Consider the following 19,874-nt stretch of genomic DNA (forward strand, 5'->3'; position numbering starts at 1 on the left):
GATGGGTCTGCTGTCGATGATCGTCGGCCTGCCGCTGGCCCCGGTGCGCGGGGTGGTCAAGCTCGCCGAAGTGGTGCAGCGGCAGGTCGACGAGGAACTGCGCCACCCGATGTCGGTTCGCCGGGAACTGGAGGAACTCGACCGGCGAGAAGCCGAGGGCGAACTGACCCCGGCTGAGGAAACCGAGGCACAGCAACGGATTCTCGACCGCATGACCGAACAGAACACGATGGAGAGGTGAGTGTGGCGATGGCCGGTACCACGACGTCGGCGACCAGGGCCGCCGCCCAGGCACAGGAGCACCTCAGCGCGCTCACGACCAAGGACGTGTCGGGCGTGGTCTCGGTCGAACCTACCGAGGACGGCTGGCTGGTGGAGGTCGAGGTGATCGAGGACCACCGGATCCCGGCGTCCTCGGACATGCTCGCGGTGTACGAGGCCGCGTTGGACGAGCAGGGCGACCTGCTGTCCTACCGCAGAACCAGGCGCTACCCGCGTGGCCGTGCCGACGTGGGGAGGAACTGATGACCCAGCCGACGACCGTCCCCCAGGCCGGCCCGCCCAGTCAGTCGGCCTCCAACCTCGGCGACATCCTGGAACGCGTGCTCGACAAGGGCATCGTCATCGCCGGGGACATCCAGGTCAACCTGCTCGACATCGAACTGCTCACCATCAAGCTGCGGCTGGTGATCGCCTCCCTGGAGACCGCCAAGCAGGTCGGCATCGACTGGTGGGAGAACGACCCGTGGCTGTCCGGCTCGGCCATCGAGAGTCGCGGCGGGCAACGCCAGCTGGAGGCGGAGAACAAGCAGCTGCGCGCCAAGATCGCCGAGCTGGAGGCGAGCGGGGAATGACCGAGTACGGAAGCTGGGTGTACGCGGTGGCCAGGGAAGTCGACGCGCACCTGCTGGACGGTCTCACCGGGGTCGCCGGCGAGACCGTCCGATCGGTCGCCGGAAAAGGGCTGAGCGCGGTCGTCGGGACCGTGCCGCTGGCCGAGTTCGGCGAGCAGGCGCTGCGACGCAACCTCGAGGACCTCGACTGGCTGGCCGGCGTCGCGCGGGCGCACGACGCTGTCGTGGCCGCCGTCGCGCTGACAGTTCCGGCCGTGCCGTTCCGACTGACCACCGTCTACTACGACGACGACCGGGTCGCCGAACTGCTGCGCACGGACGCGAGCCGCTTCACCGAAACGCTGGACCGGATCGCCGGCCGCACGGAGTGGGGCGTGCGCGCCCTGCTGGACCGCGACCGACTCCGCGAGCCGCAGCCGGCGGCCCCCGCGACCGGTTCGGCCGGCGCCGGCGCGGCCTACCTGCGCCGGCGCCGCACCGAACGCGACACCGGCGCCCGGATCGAACAGTTCGCCCGCGAGCAGGCCGACACGCTGCACGCCGCGTTGGCCGCGCACGCGGTGGACGCCCGGCGCAACCGTCCGCACGCGCCCGCGCTGGCCGACCCCAACCGGCCGATGATCCTCAACGGCGCCTACCTGGTCGCGGAGCGGGACGCGGCCGCGTTCGCCGAGACGGTCCACGAGCTCGACCGGCGCACCGAGGAGGTCGAGCTGCGGCTCACCGGGCCGTGGCCGGCGTACTCCTTCGCCACCACCGGAGGTGAGCCGTGACCGCGCCCGTTCCCGCCCCTGACCGGCACATCGCCCTGGTCGACCTGCTGGACCGGGTACTGGCCAGCGGCGTGGTGATCAGCGGCGAGCTGCGACTGTCCATCGCGGACGTCGACCTGGTGCACGTCTCGCTGCACGCCCTGCTGACCTCGGTCAGCACCCTGGAGCGCACCACCCTGGAGCGCCCCCGATGACCGACCAGCCGCGCCACCACCACCTCAACGCAGACCCGGAGTCCGCCCAGCAGAGCCTGGCCGGGCTGGTGCTCACCGTCGTGGAACTGCTGCGCCAGCTGATGGAGCGCCAGGCCATCCGCCGTGTCGACGACGGCGGCCTCACCGACGAGAAGATCGAACAGATCGGTCTGACGCTGATGCGGCTGGACGAGGGCATGGACGAGCTGTGTGAGCACTTCGAGCTCACCCGCGCCGATCTCAACCTCGATCTCGGTCCACTGGGCACACTTCTTCCGCCCGAGAACTGACCGAATTCCATCCGGGTACGGAACCGCGGGTTCGATATGAGCCAGGAGCACACGCGTCAACGCTACCGAAGGTTGTCGGGCGTTCACTGGACACCGCGGCCGCGTCAGTCCACATAGGTTGACCGTCAACGGGGAACCGCAGTACTCGGCTGTGGGGTTTGGCGGTCATGATCAGGGTGAACGTTGTCGACAGCATGCCTATTTACGTCAAGGGGCTCGAGGTGAGTCTGGCTCCGAGCGACATCGCTGTCCTTCCGCACCGCGCGGAACGCGGTGACACTTCACGGGCAGATGTCTTCCTCGTCAACCCCGACGCCGTCGACGGTGGTCCACTGTCGGAGTTCGTGGCCGGGCTCGCGAACGACGCGCCGGTGTTGCTGCTCAGCCACGGGGCGAGCGAACTGGCGAGGGACTACTACGTCCAGCTCGGCGCCTGCGGGCTGGTACGGCGGTGCGCGGACGCCCCGACCGTGGTCTCGGCGGTCCGTTCCGTCGCCGCCGGGGGTGAGTTCTGGGATTCCTCGGTCGCGGCGCCGAACGACGAGACCGCCGAGGTGTCGGAATCGTTGTCCCCCCGTGAGTTGCAGGTTCTTCTGCACATCGCGCGAGGGCTCACGCACGGTCAGATCGCGACCAGGCTTCGAGTCAGCGGGAACACCGTGAACACCTATGTGAAGCGAATTCGGTCGAAACTGCGTCTGGGCAACAAGGCGGAGCTGACCCGGTTCGCGATGCAGCTGCCCCGGACCGGCCCTGGGGAATCGTGAGCACGATCTTTCCGATGTGTCGCGCCTGACTCAGGAACCTGAAGGCCTCGGGTGCCTGAAGGATGCTCCAGGTGGTCACCGGAAGCAGTCGCAGGGCACCGCTCGAGAACAGGTCGACCACCTCGGAAAGCATGCGTCGTACCAGTCCCGGGCCCGCGTCCGTCAGCACGAACCGCCGGTAGCTCAGGCCGGGATACGTGCGTTCGACCCACGCGGCCTCCCTGATGTCGGTCTTGCCCATCTCGACGAACCGCCCGCCGCGGGAGAGCAGGCGCAGGGACGCGTCGACGAACTCGCCGGCCAGGGAGTTGAGCACGACATCGACGCCGCGGCCCCGGGTCGTCCGCCGGAACTTGTCCTCGAACTCCACCGTTCTCGACGAGGCCAGCCGGTCCTCCCCGATCCCCTCCGCCCGCAGGACGTCCCATTTCCGGGGGTGGGCGGTGCCGAACACCTCCACGCCCCGGTGCCGGGCCAACTGGGTGGCGGCCAGTCCCACACCCCCGGCGGCCGAGTGCACGAGCAACGACTCGCCGGGCCGGACCGGGGCGAGGTGCACCAGCGCGTAGTAGGCGGTCAGGAACGCCACCGGGGTCGAGGCGGCCTCGACGAACGACCAGCCGGCCGGAACCCGGGTGAGGGACCGGTGATCGGTCACGGCGGTCGGCCCGAACCCGCCTGGCAGCAGGCCCATGACCCGGTCACCGGGAGCCACCCCGGTCACCGCCGTACCGACCTCGACGACCACGCCCGCGCCCTCCAGCCCCAGGCCCTGCCGGCCGGGATACAGACCGAGGATCGTCAGCAGGTCCCGGAAGTTCACCCCCGCCGCCCGCACGTCCACCCGCACCTGGTGCGGTAGCAACGGCCCCAGGGCCTCCGGGTGGGCGGTCAGCGCGAGGTTCTCGATCATGCCCGGGGTCGATGCCACCAACCGCCAGGACGGGGTGTCCGCCGGCGGGGTCAGGTGATCAGCGGTAGGCACGGTGCTGGGTCCGGTAGAGGTCGGCGTAGAGACCGCCGGCGCCGATGAGTTCGTCGTGGCTTCCCAGTTCCGCCACGGTGCCCTCGCTCAGGACGACGATGAGGTCCGCCAGGCTGACCGTGGACAGCCGGTGGGTGACCAGGACCGTGATTCCGGCGTGGGCGGTGGCGTCCCGGAACGTGGTCAGCAGCGCGTGTTCCGCCCGCGGGTCCAGGGACGCCGCCGGCTCGTCGAGGACCAGCAGGGACACGTCCTCCCGCAGGAACGCGCGGGCCAGCGCGACCTTCTGCCACTGCCCGCCGGACAGCTCGGTCCCCTCGTCGTAGGACCGGCCGACCACTGAGGCGAGTCCGTCGGGCAGCGATCGCGGGATGTCCAGCCCGTCGGCCCGGCGCAGTGCCCGGAGGAGGGCGGGTTCGTCGGCGCCCGGGACGCCGTCGGCGGGCAGCCGTCCCAGACCGACCGACTCCGCCAGGGTGAGTTCGAACCTGGCGAAGTCCTGGAACAGGCACGAGACCTGGGCGAGCCAGTCCGCCGTGATCTCCGTTCCCCGGTAGGCGACCTGGCCCTCCGTCGGCTGGTAGAGCCCGCACAGCAGCTTCGACAGGGTGCTCTTGCCCGCGCCGTTCTCGCCGATCAGCGCGACGACCGAGCCGACGGGAATGGTGAGGTCGATGTCCCGCAGCGCGGGGGTCGAGGAACCGGGGTAGTGGAAGGACACCTTTCGCAGTTCGATCGCCTCGGCCGCCGCCGTCGGAGCCGGAGCTGCCGGCCGGCGCGGGGCGGGGCGCGGGTCCTCCAGCGCCCGCAGCCGGTCGAGCGTGGTGCCGACCTCACGCAGAACGGTGAGCAGACCGCTGACCACGCCCATCCGGTTGGCGATGGCGATACCCAGGACGAGGGCCACCAGCAGGTCCCCGACGGTGGCCGTGCCGCCGCCGACCCGCCGCACGACGAGGACGAGCGCGCCCAGATATCCGGTGACGAACAGGAGTTGGCCGGCGCAGCGCAGGAGCGCGGCCCGCCGCTCACCACGGACGAGCCGGCGGCTCGCCCGGTCCCAGGCGGTGCCGTGCCGGGCGACCACCTCGTCGGTCAGCCCGAGCAGGCGCAGCTCCATCGCGGACTCCGGCCTGGACACCAGCCAGAGGAAGTGGTCGGCCAGCCGGTCGTCCCGCGCCGCGGCACGCTGGGCGGTGTCGATCGTGTTCCTGGCGAGTCGGTTCGCCTCGACGAGCACGACCGCCAGCAGCGGCAACAGCCCCAGCAGCGGGTCCAGCGTGAACAGCAGCGGCACACTCAGCGCCAGCGTGAGCAGCAGACCGCCGAACTCGAGAATCGCCTCCACCGAGGACCTGGTCCGGCCGATGCCGCGCTGCACCAGATGGAGCAGGTCGGCGAACTCCGGCTGCTCCTGGTTCTCCAGCGGGGTTCCCGTGCCGACACACGTGAACAGGCGTTGCCGCAGTGCGTCGTCCATCAGCTCACCGAGCTCGAAGTACGACAGGTGCGCGAAGTGGGCGCACATGAGCTCCGCCATGATCAGCGCGGCGAGCAGCACGCCGCCGGTGATCGCCGGTGTGGCCCGCCCGCCGAGGACGTCGTCCACGAACGACCCGAGAACGAGGGCCACCAGCGGGGTCGCGAGGTACCCGGCCGACAGCAGGCCGGTGGCGACCAGCAGCCGGCGTCGGTCGGTGTGCCAGGCGAGGGTGAGCAGCTGACGGGTCGTTCGCCACATCGACCTCACCCGGCCAGCTGGTCGAAGCGGTCGGCCTGGAGGCGGAACATCGTCGCGTAGGTCCCCGACCGGGCCAGCAGTTCGTCGTGGGTGCCGTGTTCGGTGATGGTACCGCCGTCGAGGACCGCGATCGCGTCGGTCCGGCGCACGGTCGAGAACCGGTGCGCGATGACGAGGGTCGTCACCCCGGCCGTGAGCTCGAAGAACTCCTGGTGGAACGCGGCTTCGGCACGCGGGTCGAGCTGGGCGGTCGGTTCGTCGAGCACCACCAGCGACGCGCCCATCGCCTGGGCGTACAACGCCCTGGCGAGCGCGATCCGTTGCCACTGCCCGCCGGAGAGGCCGACTCCGCCGTGGTAGCGGGGGCTGAGCACGGTGTCCAGGCCGTGCGGCAGCGCCTCCAGGATCTCCCGCGCGTTGGCCAGGGTGATCGCGTCCAGCAGCGCGCCGTGGTCCGGGGGGCGGTGGGCCGCGCCCAGCAGGACGTTGTCCCGCAGGGTGAGGTCGAAGCGGGTGAAGTTCTGGGTGAGCGCCGCGATCCGCTGTCGCCACGCCACGGGGTCGAGGTCACCCAGGTCGTGCTCGCCGACGGTGATCCTGCCGTGGGTGGGCGTGTGGAAACCGGCCAGCAGTTTGATCATCGTGGTCTTGCCGGCGCCGTTGAGGCCGACGATCGCCGTCGAGCGCCCGGCCGGGATGGTCAGCCGCACGTCGCGGAGCAGGTCGCGGTCGGCGCCGGGATAGCGGAAGTGGACGTGCTCGAACGTGATCGCGGCGTCCCGGCGGATCGTCACCGGTTCGGCCGGGGCGCGCGCGGCGGTGTGCGCGGCGCGTACCGCGCGTTCGTGACCGGTGATGACGTCGTGGGCCAGGTGGCCGTGCTCGGTGGCCGTGTCACAGTCGGGGATGCCCCGACCGAACCGCAGCGGAACGAGCGTGGCCTGGGCGGCGACCACGAGCCCGGCGACACCGGGGTCCTGCCCGTGCAGGACCGCGATCGTGACGATGGCGAACACGCCGACCCCGAAACCGACGGCGGTGTACCGGAGAAACGGTCCGAAGTAGACCTCCCGCCTGGCCTTCCAGGTCTTCGCCAGGTAGGCGGCGGTCTCCCTGCCGGTGCGTTCCCGCAGCCACCCGGTGAGCCGCAGCGCGCGGATCTCCTTGGCCGACACGCTGTCGGTGCCCAGGTTGTGCAGGTAGAACACGCGCTTGCGCTCGTCGGCCAGCCCGTGCCAGTAGTGGTGGAAGTAGCGACTCAGCGCGCCTCGGTGGCCGATCCGCAGCAGGACCGCCGCCGCCAGCAGCGGGACGGCGACCAGCCACGACACGGTCACCCCGACCACGGCCACGGCCGCGCCGAGCTGGAGGTACCTGGCGGTCAGCGGCAGCAGGGCGGCGGCGCCGCTGCCCGGGGTCGGCAGTCCCTGCCGGTGCAGGCGCACCGCGTCGGCGAGCTTGCCGCTCACGTCGCCGCGCTCGGCGGTCGCCAGCGGCGCCGACAGCGCGTTGGTGATGAGCCGGTGGTGCGCGTGGCGGTCGATCGACCGGGCGATCCCCGTGGTGAGGACCGTCCACAGCGGATCGAGCAGCTGCTGGGCGGTCATCGCCAGCACGGCGACGACCAGCCAGGACGTCGCCGTGTCCGGCACGTCCGACGTGGACCACACGGTCGCGACGACCTGGCCCATGGCCAGGATGAACGTGACCGGCAGGACCCCCGACACCACCACGAGCGCGGCGGCGGGCACGAGCTGGCGCACCCTGGCGCCGCGCAGCAGCGCGGCGAGGCCCAGCCACGCGCGGATCCGGTCGGCGAGGATCATCGGTGACCGTTGGACAGGCCACTGAGGTCGTCCCGGACGGCGTCCCCGACGTGCGGGGGGCCGTAGTTCTCGGCGAGGAGCCGGTAGCCGTGCCGGACGAGGTCGGCACGCAGCGCCGGGTCGCCGGCGACCCGCTGGATCGCCTCGGCGGTCTCGGCGGCGGAATCGGCCAGCAGGTAGTGCCGGCCGTGTTCGGCGTCGATGCCCTCGATCCCCTTGGCGGAGGAGACCACCGGGCTGCCGGCGGCGAACGCCTCCAGGATCTTCAGCCGGCTGCCGCCGCCGATGGCCAGCGGCACGGCCAGCACGGCGTTTCGCCACAACGCCGTGACACTGGGCGGGTTCATGACGAACCGCGCTCCCGGCGGGAACCTGCGGTTGCGCACCGAGGGCAACGGTCTGGCGCCGGCGATCGTGATGGGAAACGGCCGGCCCCGGTCGCGGTGCAGCAGGGGCGCGACCTCGTCCAACAGGACGTCCACGGCCTGCGTGTTGGGAAACCAGTCCAGGCTCCCGACGAACAGCGCGTGGTCGATGCGCGCGGGCGGGGGAGGAGCCGTCGCCGGCACGGGGATGGCGTTCGGGACGACGGTGACCTCGTCCGGGGAGATGCCGTGGAGCCGGACCAGGAGGTCACGGTCGGGCGCTGTGCAGGTCCAGACCCGGTCGGCCGCCTCGACCATCCGCCGCTCGACCGACCGCACGGCCTGGCCGTGGGTGCCGATGAGACTGGAGTACTCCGGGCGGGATCGCGCGATGCTGCTGGTGTCGACGGACAACTGCGACTCGACGTTGTGCAGGTCCATGACCACGGCGCAGGTCGTGTTGTCCTGGACGTGGACGAGGTAGCGCCACAGTTCGAGCCCGCTCACCACGACGACGTCCGGTTCTGCGCGCCGGATGTCGCGCAGCAGTTCCTCGGCGGTGGCCGGGCAGAAGATGTGCGGGTACGGGTCGGCCAGGTCACCGCCGTCGGTGGTCACGACGCCCGACGGGTGCGCGCAGCGGCCGGGGTTCGGGCAACCGAGATCGAACTGGGTGAACCGCGCCTCGCGGCCGATGCCGGCGGCGAGACCCGCGTAGCGGATCGGGGCGCCCCCAGGCCTGACCGTCAGGCGCTTGTTCGTGAGCAGCAGGACACGACAGCGCTGGCCATGACTTTCCGGCACGCTGGCTCCTCTCCGCCTCGGCGTACCAACGTATAAGCGATGATCGTTCGACGGCGGGAAAGCCTTGTCCCACGTTTTGGTGGCAAGACCGCTGGCGCGGCGCGAACCTACAGTTCGCTCTCGTGAGAGAACCGGTGGCGGTTGTCGGGATGGCTGGGCGGTTTCCCGAAGCCAGGGACCTGGACGACTTCTGGCGCAACCTGGCCGACGGCCGGGACTGCCTGACCGAGCCGAGCGACGACGAACTGCTCCGGTACGGCGAACGACCGGAGTACCTGGCCCACCCCGGTTACGTGCGGGGCCGCCACCGCATGCCCGACGGCGACCTGTTCGACCCGGCGTGTTTCGGCATGACACCGCGCGAGGCGGAACTCCGGGACCCGCAGCAGCGCCTGCTGCTCGAACTCGCCGGGTCGGCGCTCGACCACGCCGGCTACGACCCCGCCCGGTATCCGGGGGCCGTCGGCGTGTTCGGTGGCGCCGGTCCGGCCAGGTACCGGGCCAACCACGTCGAACCGACCGAGGTGATCCAACGCAACGTGGGTCTGCTGGCGGTGGACGTGTCCAACGACCCGGACTACGTCGCGACGTTCATCTCCCACCGCCTCGGCCTGACGGGTCCGAGCATGACCGTGCAGACGGCGTGCTCGACCTCGCTGATCGCCGTCCACCTGGCGTGCCAGTCGTTGCGCCTCGGCGAGTGCGACATGGCCCTGGCGGGCGGGGCGAACATCGAGATGCCGCTCGACTGCGGGTACATCGCGCTGGGTGGGGGGATCCGCTCGGCGGACGGCCGGGTACGTCCCTTCGACGAGCGGGCCGGCGGAACGAACTTCGGCACGGGCGGCGGTGTCGTCGTCCTGAAGCGACTCGCCGACGCACTGCGCGACGGGGACACCGTCCACGCGGTCGTTCGCGGTTCGGCGGTCAACAACGACGGTGACCGCAAGGCCGGGTTCTCCGCGCCCAGCGAACAGGGCCAGGCCGAGTGCGTCCGGGCCGCGATCGAGTCCGCCGGGGTCGACGCGCGGGCGATCTCGTACGTGGAGGCGCACGGAACCGGGACCAAGGTCGGCGACCCGGTCGAGGTGGCCGGGCTGGCGACCGCGTTCGCCGGCGCCGCCGACGAGGCGTTGCCGCCGGGCAGCTGTGTGCTGGGGTCGGTCAAGGGCAACGTCGGCCATCTCGGTGTCGCGGCCGGGATCTGCGGGTTCATCAAGACCGTGCTCGCGCTGACGCACGAGGAGATCCCGGCCACGGTCAACCACCGCACCCCGAACCCGAAGCTCTCCCTCGCCGACACCCCGTTCGCCGTCGCCGTCGAGCGCGTCCCGTGGCCGCGCACGAAGGGCGCGCCCCGGGTGGCCGGCGTCAGCTCGTTCGGGATCGGTGGGTCCAACGGCCACGTCATCCTGGAGGAGGCCCCCGAGCGGGAGCACGGCGACGACGCGGCGGCGGAGCGGGCCCAGGTGGTCGTCTGGTCGGCGGCCACCGAGAGCGCCCGCGACACGCTCACCGGCAGGCTCGCCGAGCATCTCGCCGACCAGGACGCGCGTGAGTTCCGGGACGCGGCGCACACCCTGCGGGCCGGCCGGGCCGAACGCCGGCACCGCGCGGCCGTCGTGGCGACCGGCGGAGCCGAGGCCGCCCGCCTGATGCGCGGCGGGACCGTCGTGCTGCCCGACACCGTCGACCGCGAGGTGGTCTTCTGCTTCCCCGGTCAGGGTTCCCAGCACAACGGCATGCTGCGCGAGCTGTACCGGACGAACGGCGCCTTCCGCGAGGAGTGCGACACGCTGTTCGACCTGACGGCCGTGATGTCCGAACGGGACCTGCGCGCGCTGTGGCTCTCGGACGACACCGATCAGGACACCCTGAAGGAGACCTCGGTCGCCCAGCCGCTGCTGTTCGTGCTGGAGCTCGCGCTCGGCCGCTGCCTGGTGGCGTGGGGGTTGCGGCCGGCCAGGATGGTCGGTCACAGCGTCGGTGAGCTGGTGGCCGCGACCCTCGCCGGGGTGTTCGGGGTCGAGGACGGGCTCCGGGCAGTCATCGGCCGGTCAGGCCTGATGGCGGGCATGCCCCGGGGGCGGATGGTCGCCGTGTCGGCGGACGTGGACGCGGTCCGTGAGCTGCTCGGTGCCGACCTCGGCGGTGTCGCGCTCGCCGCGGTCAACAGCGACCGGCAGATCGTCCTGTCCGGAAGCGAGGAGGACGTCGTCGGGGTCGCCGACCGGCTGCGGGCGGCGGGGACGACCGTGTCCCCGCTCCACACCTCGCACGGGTTCCACTCACCGTCGATGGCCGTGGCCGCCGAGAAGTTCGCGGACCTGCTCGCGACGGTCGACCTCGGTGAGCCCCGGATCCCCGTGGTGTCCGCCGCGACCGGCCGGGAACTGACCGCCGAGCAGGCGCGCACGCCGTCGTTCTGGGCGCGGCAGCTGGTCGATCCGGTGTTGTTCGCGCCGGCCGTGGCCGCCGTGGTGGGTGCGGGCCCGGCGTTCCTGGTCGAGGTCGGTCCCGGTCAGGCACTCACCGATCTGCTGCGCGGCAACCAGGACGTGCGGGCGTCGCGTTCGGTCGCCCTGGCGACCCAGCCGAGGCCGAAGGCACCGGCCGACCGGCGGGCGGTCCTGGAGAACACCCTGGCCAGGCTGTGGGTCGAGGGCCAGCCGGTGGACCTGCGCGAGGTGGCGGCCGACGCGCGGGCCCGCCGGGTTCCGGCGCCCGGCTACCCCTACGAGCGGCGCCGGTGCTGGATCGAGCGGCCGCCGGGGCACGTCGAGTTGCGGGAGGGTGACCTGCCGGTCAGCACGCCCCAGCGACCGGAGGCCGCCCCGGTGCCCACCGCCGAGACCGACACCGACGGGAGCACCGACGGGAGCACCGACGGGATCTGGTCGGTCGGCACCCTCGAGTGGCGGCGGTCGCGCACCGGTCGTCCGCCGCTGGTCGACGGCGAGGTCGACGGCCGGCCCGCGCTGCTCGCCCTGCCGGCCGACCCCGGTTTCCGTGACCTCGTCCGGGACGCCTTCCTGCGTGCCGGGTTCCGCACCATCCGGGCGACCGGCGTGCTCGGGACCGAGCCGGCGGGCCGCCGGACCCTGGACGTCACCTCCGACCAGGACTGGGACGCCTTCCTCGACCGCCTCGGCGAGGCGGCCGAGCCGGTGGTGGTCGCCTACGCCGTGGGGCTTTCCGGTCCGGAGGACACGACCTCGGCGAACGTCGACGAGGCACTGCGTTGGGGCTTCCACGGGCTGCTGCGGTGTGCGCGCGCCGTCGTCCGGGCGCAGCGGCGGCTGCGGGTGCCGCTGCGGCTCGTGGTGATCACCCGGCGGTCGGTGGACATCACCGGCGCCGAGCCGGTGAACCCGGCGAACGCGATGGCACTGGGATTCCTGCGCAGCCTGGAGAAGGAACACCCCGAGATCCAGGGCATGCTGATCGACCTCTCGGCGGACACCGCAGTGGAGGTGCTGTCCGGGGAACTCGCCGAGCCGAGTGCACCGACCCTGGCACTGCGGGGCACGTCGGTGTGGGTGCCCGCCCTGGCCGAGCTCGCCCGGTCCGCCCCGGCCGGGCGGCACCGCGTGCGTCAGCGGGGCGTCTACCTGGTCACCGGCGGTCTGGGTGGCATCGGCCTGGTGGTGGCCAGGGAACTCGCCGAGAGCGGCCGGCGGCCCCGCATCGCGCTGGTCGGCCGGTCGGGTCCGCCCGACGAGACGACGCCCGCCGGGGCGCGGGTGGCCGACGCGCTGGAGTCCCTGTCGGACGCCGGCGCGGAGGTCGGGGTGTTCCGGGCGGACGTCGCCGACGCCGCGTCGCTGCGGTCGGCCGTCGCCGAGATCGAGGCGCGGTTCGGGACCGTCAACGGGGTCGTGCACGCGGCGGGGGTGGCCGGTGGCGGACTGCTCGCGCACCGCGAGCACGCCGACATCGAGGCCGTGCTCGCGCCCAAGGTCCGCGGCACGCTCAACCTGCACGAGCTGCTCGGCGGGCGTTCCGACCTGGACTTCCTGCTGTTGTTCTCCAGCCAGGCCGGTCTGGGCGGCCTGCTCGGCAGCGCCGACTACGCCGCCGCCAACGCCTTCCTCGACGCCTTCGCCCAGCGGCACGGCCGGGGCGGCCGGCACACGGTCGCCATCGGCTGGCCTGGCTGGTCGGAGGTCGGCATGCTCGCGGAGTCCGAGGTGAACGCCGCGACGCTGGTCGGTGACCAGACCGACGGTGCCGCGCCCGGCGTCGCGCCCGGTGTCGTGCCCGACGCCGCCGGTGCCCGGCTGCCGGTCGAGTACCGCCGGACGTTCACCGAACAGGACTGGGAACTCGACGAGCACCGGTTCGAGGGGCAGGCGGTGCTGGTGGGAACCGCGGCGATCGAGCTGGTGGTGACCGCGGTCCGGTCGCTGGGGCTCTACGAGGCCGACCTGGCCCTGACACTGCGTGACGTGGTGTTCGCGTCCCCGATCCTGGGCGCCGAGCAGGTGGAGACCCGGGTCGTGTTCCACCCACGGGAGGGCGAACACCGGTTCACCGTGGAGACCCGCCAGGCCGACGGCACCTGGCGTGGCCACGTCGAGGGTGTGGTGGCCGCCGGGCCCACCGACGCCAGGCCGGCCGATCCGGTGAGCCTGCGCAGCGGGTACACCGGTGAGGGAAAGCCGGACATCGTCGACCTGATCGAGTTCGGTCCGCGCTGGGACTGCATCGCGGCGATGCGGTGGGGGACGCACGAGGCCGTGCTCGACCTCGAACTGCCCGAGAAGTTCCACGACGACCTCGACCTGCACCCCCTGCACCCGGCCCTGTTCGACCGGGCTTCGGTGATCCCTCCCGCCGACGGTGTGCACCGGCTGTGGCTGCCGTTCATGTACGAGCGGCTGACGGTGTTCGCGCCGCTGCCGGCCAGGATCCTGGTCCACGCGTGGATCGAGGACTTCGACCAGGGCTGGGCGTCGATCAACATCGACATCCACGACCCGGACACCGGCGCACAGCTGGTGCGGGTGGAGTCCTACACCTTCCGCGAGGTCCGGCCGGCCGAGTTCGTCCAGGGCCTGCGCGCCACCCCCGACCCGGGTCCCCGGCCGGCGCCCGCCGGCGACCAGGACGTTCCCCTGCTGTCCCCCCAGGACGGTGCGAGCGTCTTCGCGGAGGTGCTGAACGGGAGCTACCCACCGTTCGTCGCGGTGAACCCGGCCGGTGGACGGTGGACGGTGGCGGGCGTTCCGTGGGTCACCGACGGCCACGGTCCGCCCGAGCCGGTGGGCCTGGCCCAACCCCCGGTGCCCCGGCCGGCCGAACGGCGAACGCCCAGCCCGACGGCGGGCCCGGCGCCGGAGGTCGGCGAGATCGCCTCGATGGTGCGGACGTTCTGGATCGAGGCGCTCGGCCTGGACGGCATCGGCTACGAGGAGGACTTCTTCGAACTCGGCGGCAACTCGCTGGTCGCGGTGCAGCTGATCGCCAGGGTCGGCGCCCACTACGGGCTCAGGCTGAGCCCGGACATCCTGTTCGAGGCCAGCACCGTCACCGCGCTGGCCGGCGAGGTCGGCTCGCGGCTGGCCGAGGGTGAACCGGTTGGGCGGGCATGACGGCTGAACCGGAGCCGAACGCCACGGCGCGACTGGAACACCTTCGGCACCGGCTGGGCGGCCGGCGACCCGTCGTGTCCGAACAGGACACGACGGTGGCCGGTGACCAGCTGTGGCCGCTGTCGTTTCCCCAGCGACAGATCTGGATCCTGGAGCAGCTCTCGCCGGGTTCGGCGGCCTACCACCTGCCCCTGGTCGCCAGGATCACCGGGGCGGTGGACCCGGCGGCCCTGCGGGCGGCGCTGCTGGCCGTGCTGAACCGTCAGGACGCGCTGCGGGCCGGAGTCGTGTCCGACGGTTCGGCCGTGCGCCAACGGTTCCTGGCCGTCGCCGAGGTGGAGCTGCCGGTGCTGGACACCGACGGCGAGGACGACCTGTGGCGCCGGGCGGAGGAGTTCGTGCGTACGCCGTTCGACCTCGACGGCGGGCCGCTGTGGCGGGCGACGATGTTGCGGCTCGGCCCCGAACACCACGTGCTGATGGTGTGCTTCCACCACCTGGTGATCGACGGCTGGTCCATCGGACTGTTCTGGAACGACCTGTGCGCCGCCTACCGGGCCGGCCCGCCCACGGCCGGCCCCGCGACGTCCTACGCGGACTTCGTGACCTGGCAGCGGGAGCGACTGGTCGGAGACCGGCTGGAACGGGAACTGCGGTACTGGGCCGACCGGCTCGACGGCGCGCCGCCGCTGCTGTCGCTGCCCACGGACAACGCGCGACGCCCGACGGCCCGGCCGCGTGGCGGTGTGGCGCGGGTCGACCTCCCCGCCGAGGTGGTCACCGGGCTGCACGCGTTGGCCCGCGCCGAGGGCGCCAGCCTGTACATGGTGCTGCTCGCCGTGTACGCGACCCTGTTGCACCGCCGCACCGGTGAGGACGACGTGCTCGTCGGGACGCCGGTGGCCAACCGGACACGGCCGGAGCACGAGCCGGTGATCGGCCTGTTCACCAACACCGTCGTGATGCGCACCCGACCGCGCGGCAGGACGGTGTTCCGGCGGTTCCTGCGCGTGGTGCGCGACGGTGTCCTCGACGACCTCGCCCACCAGGAGCTGCCCTTCGAGCTGCTGGTGCGGCGGGTGCGGCCCGACCGTGACCTGAGCTACGCGCCGATCTTCCAGGTCATGTTCGCGCTGCACAACCTGCGGGACTCCGGGACGGCACCGGCCGGCACCGAGGTCGAGTTCCTCGACGTGGCGGTCGGCGCCAGCCGCTACGACCTCGACCTGTCGCTGGTCGAACGCGGGGGGCGGGTGACGGGCCGGCTCGAGTACAACGCCGAGCTGTTCGACCCGTCCACCGCGGAAGGCCTGGCGCGGGACTTCCAGGAACTCGCCCGTTCGGTCGTCGACGACCCGGACCGGTCGCTGACCTCCCTCCCGCTGGGCACCGTCGAGGACCGGGCGACGGCACTGCGGGCGGCGCGGGGCCCCGTCGGCGAGCCGAACCCCGCCCTGGTGCACGAGCAGATCGCCGAACGGGCCAGGAGCACACCGGACGCCGTGGCACTGGACTGTCTTGGCGAGGAGCTGACCTACCGGGAACTGGACGACCACGCCAACCAACTCGCCCACCACCTTCGCGGGCTCGGCGCCGGACCGGAGACCGTGGTGGCGGTGAACCTGGAACGGTCGACCGGCCTGGTCGTCGCGCTGCTCGGCGTGCTCAGGGCCGGGGCGGCCTACCTGCCCGTCGACCCGGACCACCCTGCCGACCGGATCGCGCATCTGCTGCGCGACGCCTCGGTGCCGATCGTGGTCACCTCCGCCCGGCTCGGTGAGCGCCTGCCACCGGTCGACGCCGTCCTGGTCAGGCTGGACACCGACGCCGCCGCGATCTCGGCCCACCGGGCCGACGCGCCGCGGACCGGCGTGACCGCTGGCAACCTGGCCTACGTCCTGCACACCTCCGGCTCCACCGGCCGACCCAAGGGCGTGCTGGTCGAACACGGCAACGTGCGCAACCTGCTGCACGCGCTCGACGAGGTGGTGCCCGACCGGGGCCGCCGCCGCTGGCTCGCGGTGACCAGCGTGTCCTTCGACATCTCGGTGCTCGAACTGCTGTGGACGCTCGCGCGGGGGTACCGGGTGCGGGTGCGGGCCAGGGACGGCGGTGACACCGGGGCGGCGGCCGAACCCGGCCGGGACACCCTGGACTTCAGCCTGTTCTACTTCGGCGCCGAGGCGGGGGCCGACGGGTACCGGCTGCTCACCGACGGCGCGCGGCTGGCCGACGAGCACGGGTTCGGCGCGGTGTGGACCCCGGAGCGGCACTTCAACGAGTTCGGCGGCAACTTCCCCAACCCCGCCGTCACCGGCGCCGCGCTCGCGACGATGACCTCCCGGCTGGAGATCCGCGCCGGCAGCGTGGTCCTACCGCTGCATGATCCGCTGCGAGTGGCCGAACAGTGGTCGGTGGTGGACAACCTGTCGGGCGGGCGGGTCGGGGTCTCGTTCGCGTCCGGGTGGCACCCGACCGACTTCGCGCTCGCGCCGCACGACTACCAGGACCGCCGCCGGGTCATGCGGGAGCGGATCGAGCAGGTGCGGCTGCTGTGGCGTGGGGGGACCCTGTCCCGGCGTTCCGGTACCGGTGAGACGGTCGAGGTCACCAGCCACCCCCGGCCGGTCAGGGCCGAGTTGCCGGTGTGGCTCACGGCCGGTGGCACCAGGGCGACCTTCGCGCTGGCGGGCGAGCTGGGGGTGAACCTGCTGACCCACCTGCTCGGGCAGGACCTCGACGACCTGCGGGTCAACATCGCCACCTACCGCGACGCGCGGGCCGCCGCCGGGTACGACCCCGCGACCGGTCGCGTCTCGGTGATGCTGCACACCTACGTCGGGGACGACCTGGAGCAGATCCGGGAGCTGCTGCGGGAGCCGTTCTCCCGGTACCTGCGAACCTCCTTCGGCCTGATGAGCAACCTCGCCACGGCGCTGGGACACAGTCCGACGGAGTCCGATGTGGACTTCCTGCTGGCGCAGGCGTTCGACCGGTACTTCGAGGACAGCGGGCTGATCGGCACGCCGGACATGTGCGTGCGCCGGGCGGAGCGGCTCTTCCGGCTCGGCGTGGACGAGGTGGCCTGCCTGGTCGACCTCGGCGTCGACCACGACACGGCGATGGCCGGTCTGCGCCGGCTCACGTCCGTGGTCGGCGACACGCGGGAGCGGCTACGCCGGGTCGCCGAGGCCGACCTCCCCGCCCTGCTGGCCGAGGACGGGATCTCGCACCTCCAGCTCACGCCGTCACTGCTGCGCTCGGTGCTCGACGACCCGGCCGGCGACGAGGCACTGCGCGGGGTCGAGGTGCTGCTGGTCGGCGGCGAGGAGTTCCCCGCCTCGCTCGCCGCCGAACTCGCGAAGCGGACCTCGGCGCAGGTGCTCAACCTGTACGGGCCGACCGAGACGACGGTGTGGTCGATGGCGCACCGGGTCGACCCGACCGCGTCGGTGGTGCCGATCGGCACGGCGCTGGCCAACACCCAGGTGTTCGTGCTCGACGGTGCCGGCGAGCCGGCGCCGCGCGGGGTGCTCGGCGAGATCTTCATCGGTGGACTCGGGGTCAGCCGGGGCTATCTCGGCCAACCCGGGCTCACCGCCGAACGGTTCGTGCCCAACCCGTTCGGGCCGCCGGGGTCGCGGATGTACCGCACCGGCGACCGGGGGTACCGGGCGGCGGACGACACCGTGCGCTTCGTGGGCCGGGCCGACGACCAGGTGAAGGTGCGGGGCTTCCGGGTCGAGCTGCGTGAGGTGGAGGCGTGCCTGCGGACCTGCCCCGGGGTGCGCGACGCCGCGGTCACCGTCGTGGCCGAGGGACTCTGCGCGTACGTGGTCACCGACCTCGACACGCCCTGGGATCCGCGCGTACCGCGCGAGCACGTCGCCACGGCGCTGCCCCGCCACATGGTGCCCGGTGTGGTGGTGCGTGTGGAGGCCCTGCCACGCACGGCCAACGGCAAGCTGGACCGGGCGCGCCTGACTGGGCTCCCGGCCTCGTCGACCACCCCGGCCGACGTACCGGACGACCCGGGGAGCCCGACCGAGCGGGTTCTCGTGGAGATCTGGCGGGAGGTGTTCGACCGCCGGCACATCGGCGTGTCCGACGACTTCTTCGCCCTGGGCGGGCACTCCCTCCTTGGCCTGCGGGCGATCGCCGCCGTCCGTCGACGGCTGGGCGTGCCGGTCCCGCTGCGCAGCCTGTTCGAGGCCCGCACGATCACCGCCCTCGCCCAGGTGATCGACCGGGGCACCTTCGCCGCGCCCCGGCCGGCGGACCCGGACCGGCTGCACCGGGATGCGCGGCTGGCACCCGAGATCCGCCCGGCCGGGACCGGCCCCTGGACGCCGCCGGCCACCGTCCTGGTCACCGGCGCCACCGGTTTCCTCGGCCGGGTGCTCGTCGCCGAGTTGCTCGCCCACCGCGACCTCACCGTGCACTGTCTGGTGCTCGCCGAGGACGACACGTCGGGACAGCGGTCGGTCGAGGAGGCCCTGCGGGCGGCCGGCCTGTGGCGCGAGGAGTGGCGCAGGCGGATCGTCGCCGTCGCCGGTGACCTGTCCCGCCCCCGGTTCGGCCTCGACCCGCGACGGTTCGCCGACCTCGCGGACGAGGTCGACACCGTGTACCACGCCGGCGCCCTGGTCCACCTGCTCTACCCGTACGACGTGCTCAGGGGCCCCAACGTCGACGGCACCGTCGAGGCGCTGCGGCTGGCCTGCACCGGACGGCCCAAGACCTTCCACCACGTGTCCACCCTGGAGGTCTTCCCGGACGACGTGCCGCACCGCGAGGACGTCACGCCCGGTGAGGACTGTCGGGCGCACGGCGCCTACGCCCAGAGCAAGTGGGTCGCCGAGCGGCTCGTCGCGCAGGCCGCGGACCGCGGCCTTCCGGTCTGCGTACTGCGCCCGGGAAACGTGGCCGGCCACCGGCGAACCGGCTACTGGAACACCCTGGACCCGATGTACACCCTGATCCGGGGCTGCCTGCGGATCGGCGCGGCACCGGACCTCGACCTGGTGGTCAACCTGACGCCCGTGGACTACGCGGCCTCGGCCATCGCGCGGCTGTCCTTCGACGAAGGCTCGGTCGGTCAGGCGTTCCACCTGTTCAACCCGAACCCGGCCACCCCGTGGGCCGAGGTGGTCGACGTCCTGCGCGGCGCCGGGCACGACCTCGACCTCCTGCCGTACCGGCAGTGGCGCGACCGGTACCCCGGGCGTGGCCCCGGATCGGACGAGCTGTCCGACATGGTCGCGTTGAGCGCGGAGTTCGACGGGCTGGGCGACGTCGCCGCGAACGGGCGGTCACGGCTGAAGGACCTGGAGATCGACTGCTCGGCGACGGTGCGTGCGCTGGCCGGGACCGGGATCGACTGCGGACCCGTCGACGCCGCGTTGATCGGAACCTACCTCGGGCACTGGGCCGGGGAGAACTCAGGAGCGTTGCATGCCGGACACTGACCGGCCCGACGAGGTGCGGGATCACCACGTCGTGGTCAACCACGAGGAGCAGTACTCGCTGTGGCCGGTCCAGCGGGCGGTACCCGCCGGCTGGACGGTCATCGGCGAGGCGCGCACCAGGGCCGAGTGTCTGTCCTACCTCGACAGCACGTGGACCGATCTGCGACCGAGGAGCCTGCGCGAACGTACGGCCGAGGGTGGACGGTGACGAGG

At 72.5% G+C, this 19,874-nt stretch carries 13 protein-coding genes and 1 pseudogene; 10 read left to right on the plus strand and 4 right to left on the minus strand.

Translation table 11 applies throughout. The annotated features are described in order from the left end of the window. Nucleotide 1: 1 nt before the first annotated feature. The 7 genes from BLA60_RS04650 to BLA60_RS45280 all read left to right on the plus strand — a co-directional run bounded on the left by BLA60_RS04650 (nucleotide 2) and on the right by BLA60_RS45280 (nucleotide 2,878). A complete protein-coding gene (locus BLA60_RS04650; RefSeq protein ID WP_075131362.1) occupies nucleotides 2–241 on the plus strand; it encodes a gas vesicle protein GvpG in 240 nt (79 codons plus the stop codon). Then, on the plus strand, nucleotides 238–525 hold the full coding sequence (gene gvpO / locus BLA60_RS04655; protein ID WP_245811811.1) for a gas vesicle protein GvpO: 288 nt from the start codon (nucleotides 238–240) through the stop codon (nucleotides 523–525). Before BLA60_RS04650 ends, gvpO begins: the two co-directional genes overlap by 4 nt. After that, nucleotides 525–854, plus strand: a complete 330-nt coding sequence (locus BLA60_RS04660) for a gas vesicle protein (RefSeq protein ID WP_075131363.1) — start codon at nucleotides 525–527, stop codon at nucleotides 852–854. The genes gvpO and BLA60_RS04660 overlap by 1 nt, the downstream gene beginning before the upstream one ends. After that, nucleotides 851–1,627: a GvpL/GvpF family gas vesicle protein gene (locus BLA60_RS04665; protein ID WP_075131364.1), complete on the plus strand. Its 777-nt coding sequence runs from the start codon at nucleotides 851–853 to the stop codon at nucleotides 1,625–1,627. The genes BLA60_RS04660 and BLA60_RS04665 overlap by 4 nt, the downstream gene beginning before the upstream one ends. Then, nucleotides 1,624–1,821, plus strand: coding sequence for a gas vesicle protein (locus tag BLA60_RS04670; RefSeq protein ID WP_075131365.1), 198 nt, complete (start codon nucleotides 1,624–1,626; stop codon nucleotides 1,819–1,821). Before BLA60_RS04665 ends, BLA60_RS04670 begins: the two co-directional genes overlap by 4 nt. Beyond that, the gene (locus BLA60_RS04675; RefSeq protein WP_075131366.1) at nucleotides 1,818–2,111 is read left to right on the plus strand and encodes a gas vesicle protein K; all 294 of its coding nucleotides are present in this window, start codon (nucleotides 1,818–1,820) and stop codon (nucleotides 2,109–2,111) included. Before BLA60_RS04670 ends, BLA60_RS04675 begins: the two co-directional genes overlap by 4 nt. 167 nt (nucleotides 2,112–2,278) lie before the next feature. Beyond that, nucleotides 2,279–2,878, plus strand: coding sequence for a helix-turn-helix transcriptional regulator (locus BLA60_RS45280; protein WP_075131367.1), 600 nt, complete (start codon nucleotides 2,279–2,281; stop codon nucleotides 2,876–2,878). Nucleotides 2,879–2,888: 10 nt separating this feature from the next. On the opposite strand, the pseudogene BLA60_RS04685 reads toward BLA60_RS45280, so the two are convergent. The 4 genes and pseudogenes from BLA60_RS04685 to BLA60_RS04700 form a co-directional block, all read right to left on the minus strand. Then, nucleotides 2,889–3,791: pseudogene (locus BLA60_RS04685) on the minus strand (zinc-binding dehydrogenase); the annotation flags it as partial. A gap of 58 nt (nucleotides 3,792–3,849) precedes the next feature. Then, nucleotides 3,850–5,604: an ABC transporter ATP-binding protein gene (locus BLA60_RS04690; RefSeq protein ID WP_084734619.1), complete on the minus strand. Its 1,755-nt coding sequence runs from the start codon at nucleotides 5,602–5,604 to the stop codon at nucleotides 3,850–3,852. A gap of 5 nt (nucleotides 5,605–5,609) precedes the next feature. Next, on the minus strand, nucleotides 5,610–7,430 hold the full coding sequence (locus tag BLA60_RS04695; RefSeq protein WP_075131370.1) for an ABC transporter ATP-binding protein: 1,821 nt from the start codon (nucleotides 7,428–7,430) through the stop codon (nucleotides 5,610–5,612). After that, nucleotides 7,427–8,599 (minus strand): glycosyltransferase family 4 protein, encoded by a 1,173-nt coding sequence (locus BLA60_RS04700; protein ID WP_075131371.1) that lies wholly within the window; start codon nucleotides 8,597–8,599, stop codon nucleotides 7,427–7,429. The genes BLA60_RS04695 and BLA60_RS04700 overlap by 4 nt, the downstream gene beginning before the upstream one ends. Before the next feature lie 122 nt (nucleotides 8,600–8,721). Between BLA60_RS04700 and BLA60_RS04705 the strand changes: the two genes are divergently transcribed. Genes BLA60_RS04705 through BLA60_RS04715 form a run of 3 tightly spaced genes read left to right on the plus strand, consistent with a single transcriptional unit; the run spans nucleotide 8,722 to nucleotide 19,869 of the window. After that, a complete protein-coding gene (locus BLA60_RS04705) occupies nucleotides 8,722–14,193 on the plus strand; it encodes a type I polyketide synthase (RefSeq protein WP_154814106.1) in 5,472 nt (1,823 codons plus the stop codon). After that, complete coding sequence (locus BLA60_RS04710; protein WP_075131373.1) at nucleotides 14,190–19,661, plus strand: MupA/Atu3671 family FMN-dependent luciferase-like monooxygenase; 5,472 nt, start codon at nucleotides 14,190–14,192, stop codon at nucleotides 19,659–19,661. The genes BLA60_RS04705 and BLA60_RS04710 overlap by 4 nt, the downstream gene beginning before the upstream one ends. After that, nucleotides 19,648–19,869, plus strand: a complete 222-nt coding sequence (locus BLA60_RS04715; RefSeq protein WP_075131374.1) for an MbtH family protein — start codon at nucleotides 19,648–19,650, stop codon at nucleotides 19,867–19,869. Before BLA60_RS04710 ends, BLA60_RS04715 begins: the two co-directional genes overlap by 14 nt. The last annotated feature ends 5 nt before the right edge of the window (nucleotides 19,870–19,874 follow it).

It is taken from the genome of Actinophytocola xinjiangensis, assembly GCF_001921215.1.
Lineage (GTDB): Bacteria > Actinomycetota > Actinomycetes > Mycobacteriales > Pseudonocardiaceae > Actinophytocola > Actinophytocola xinjiangensis.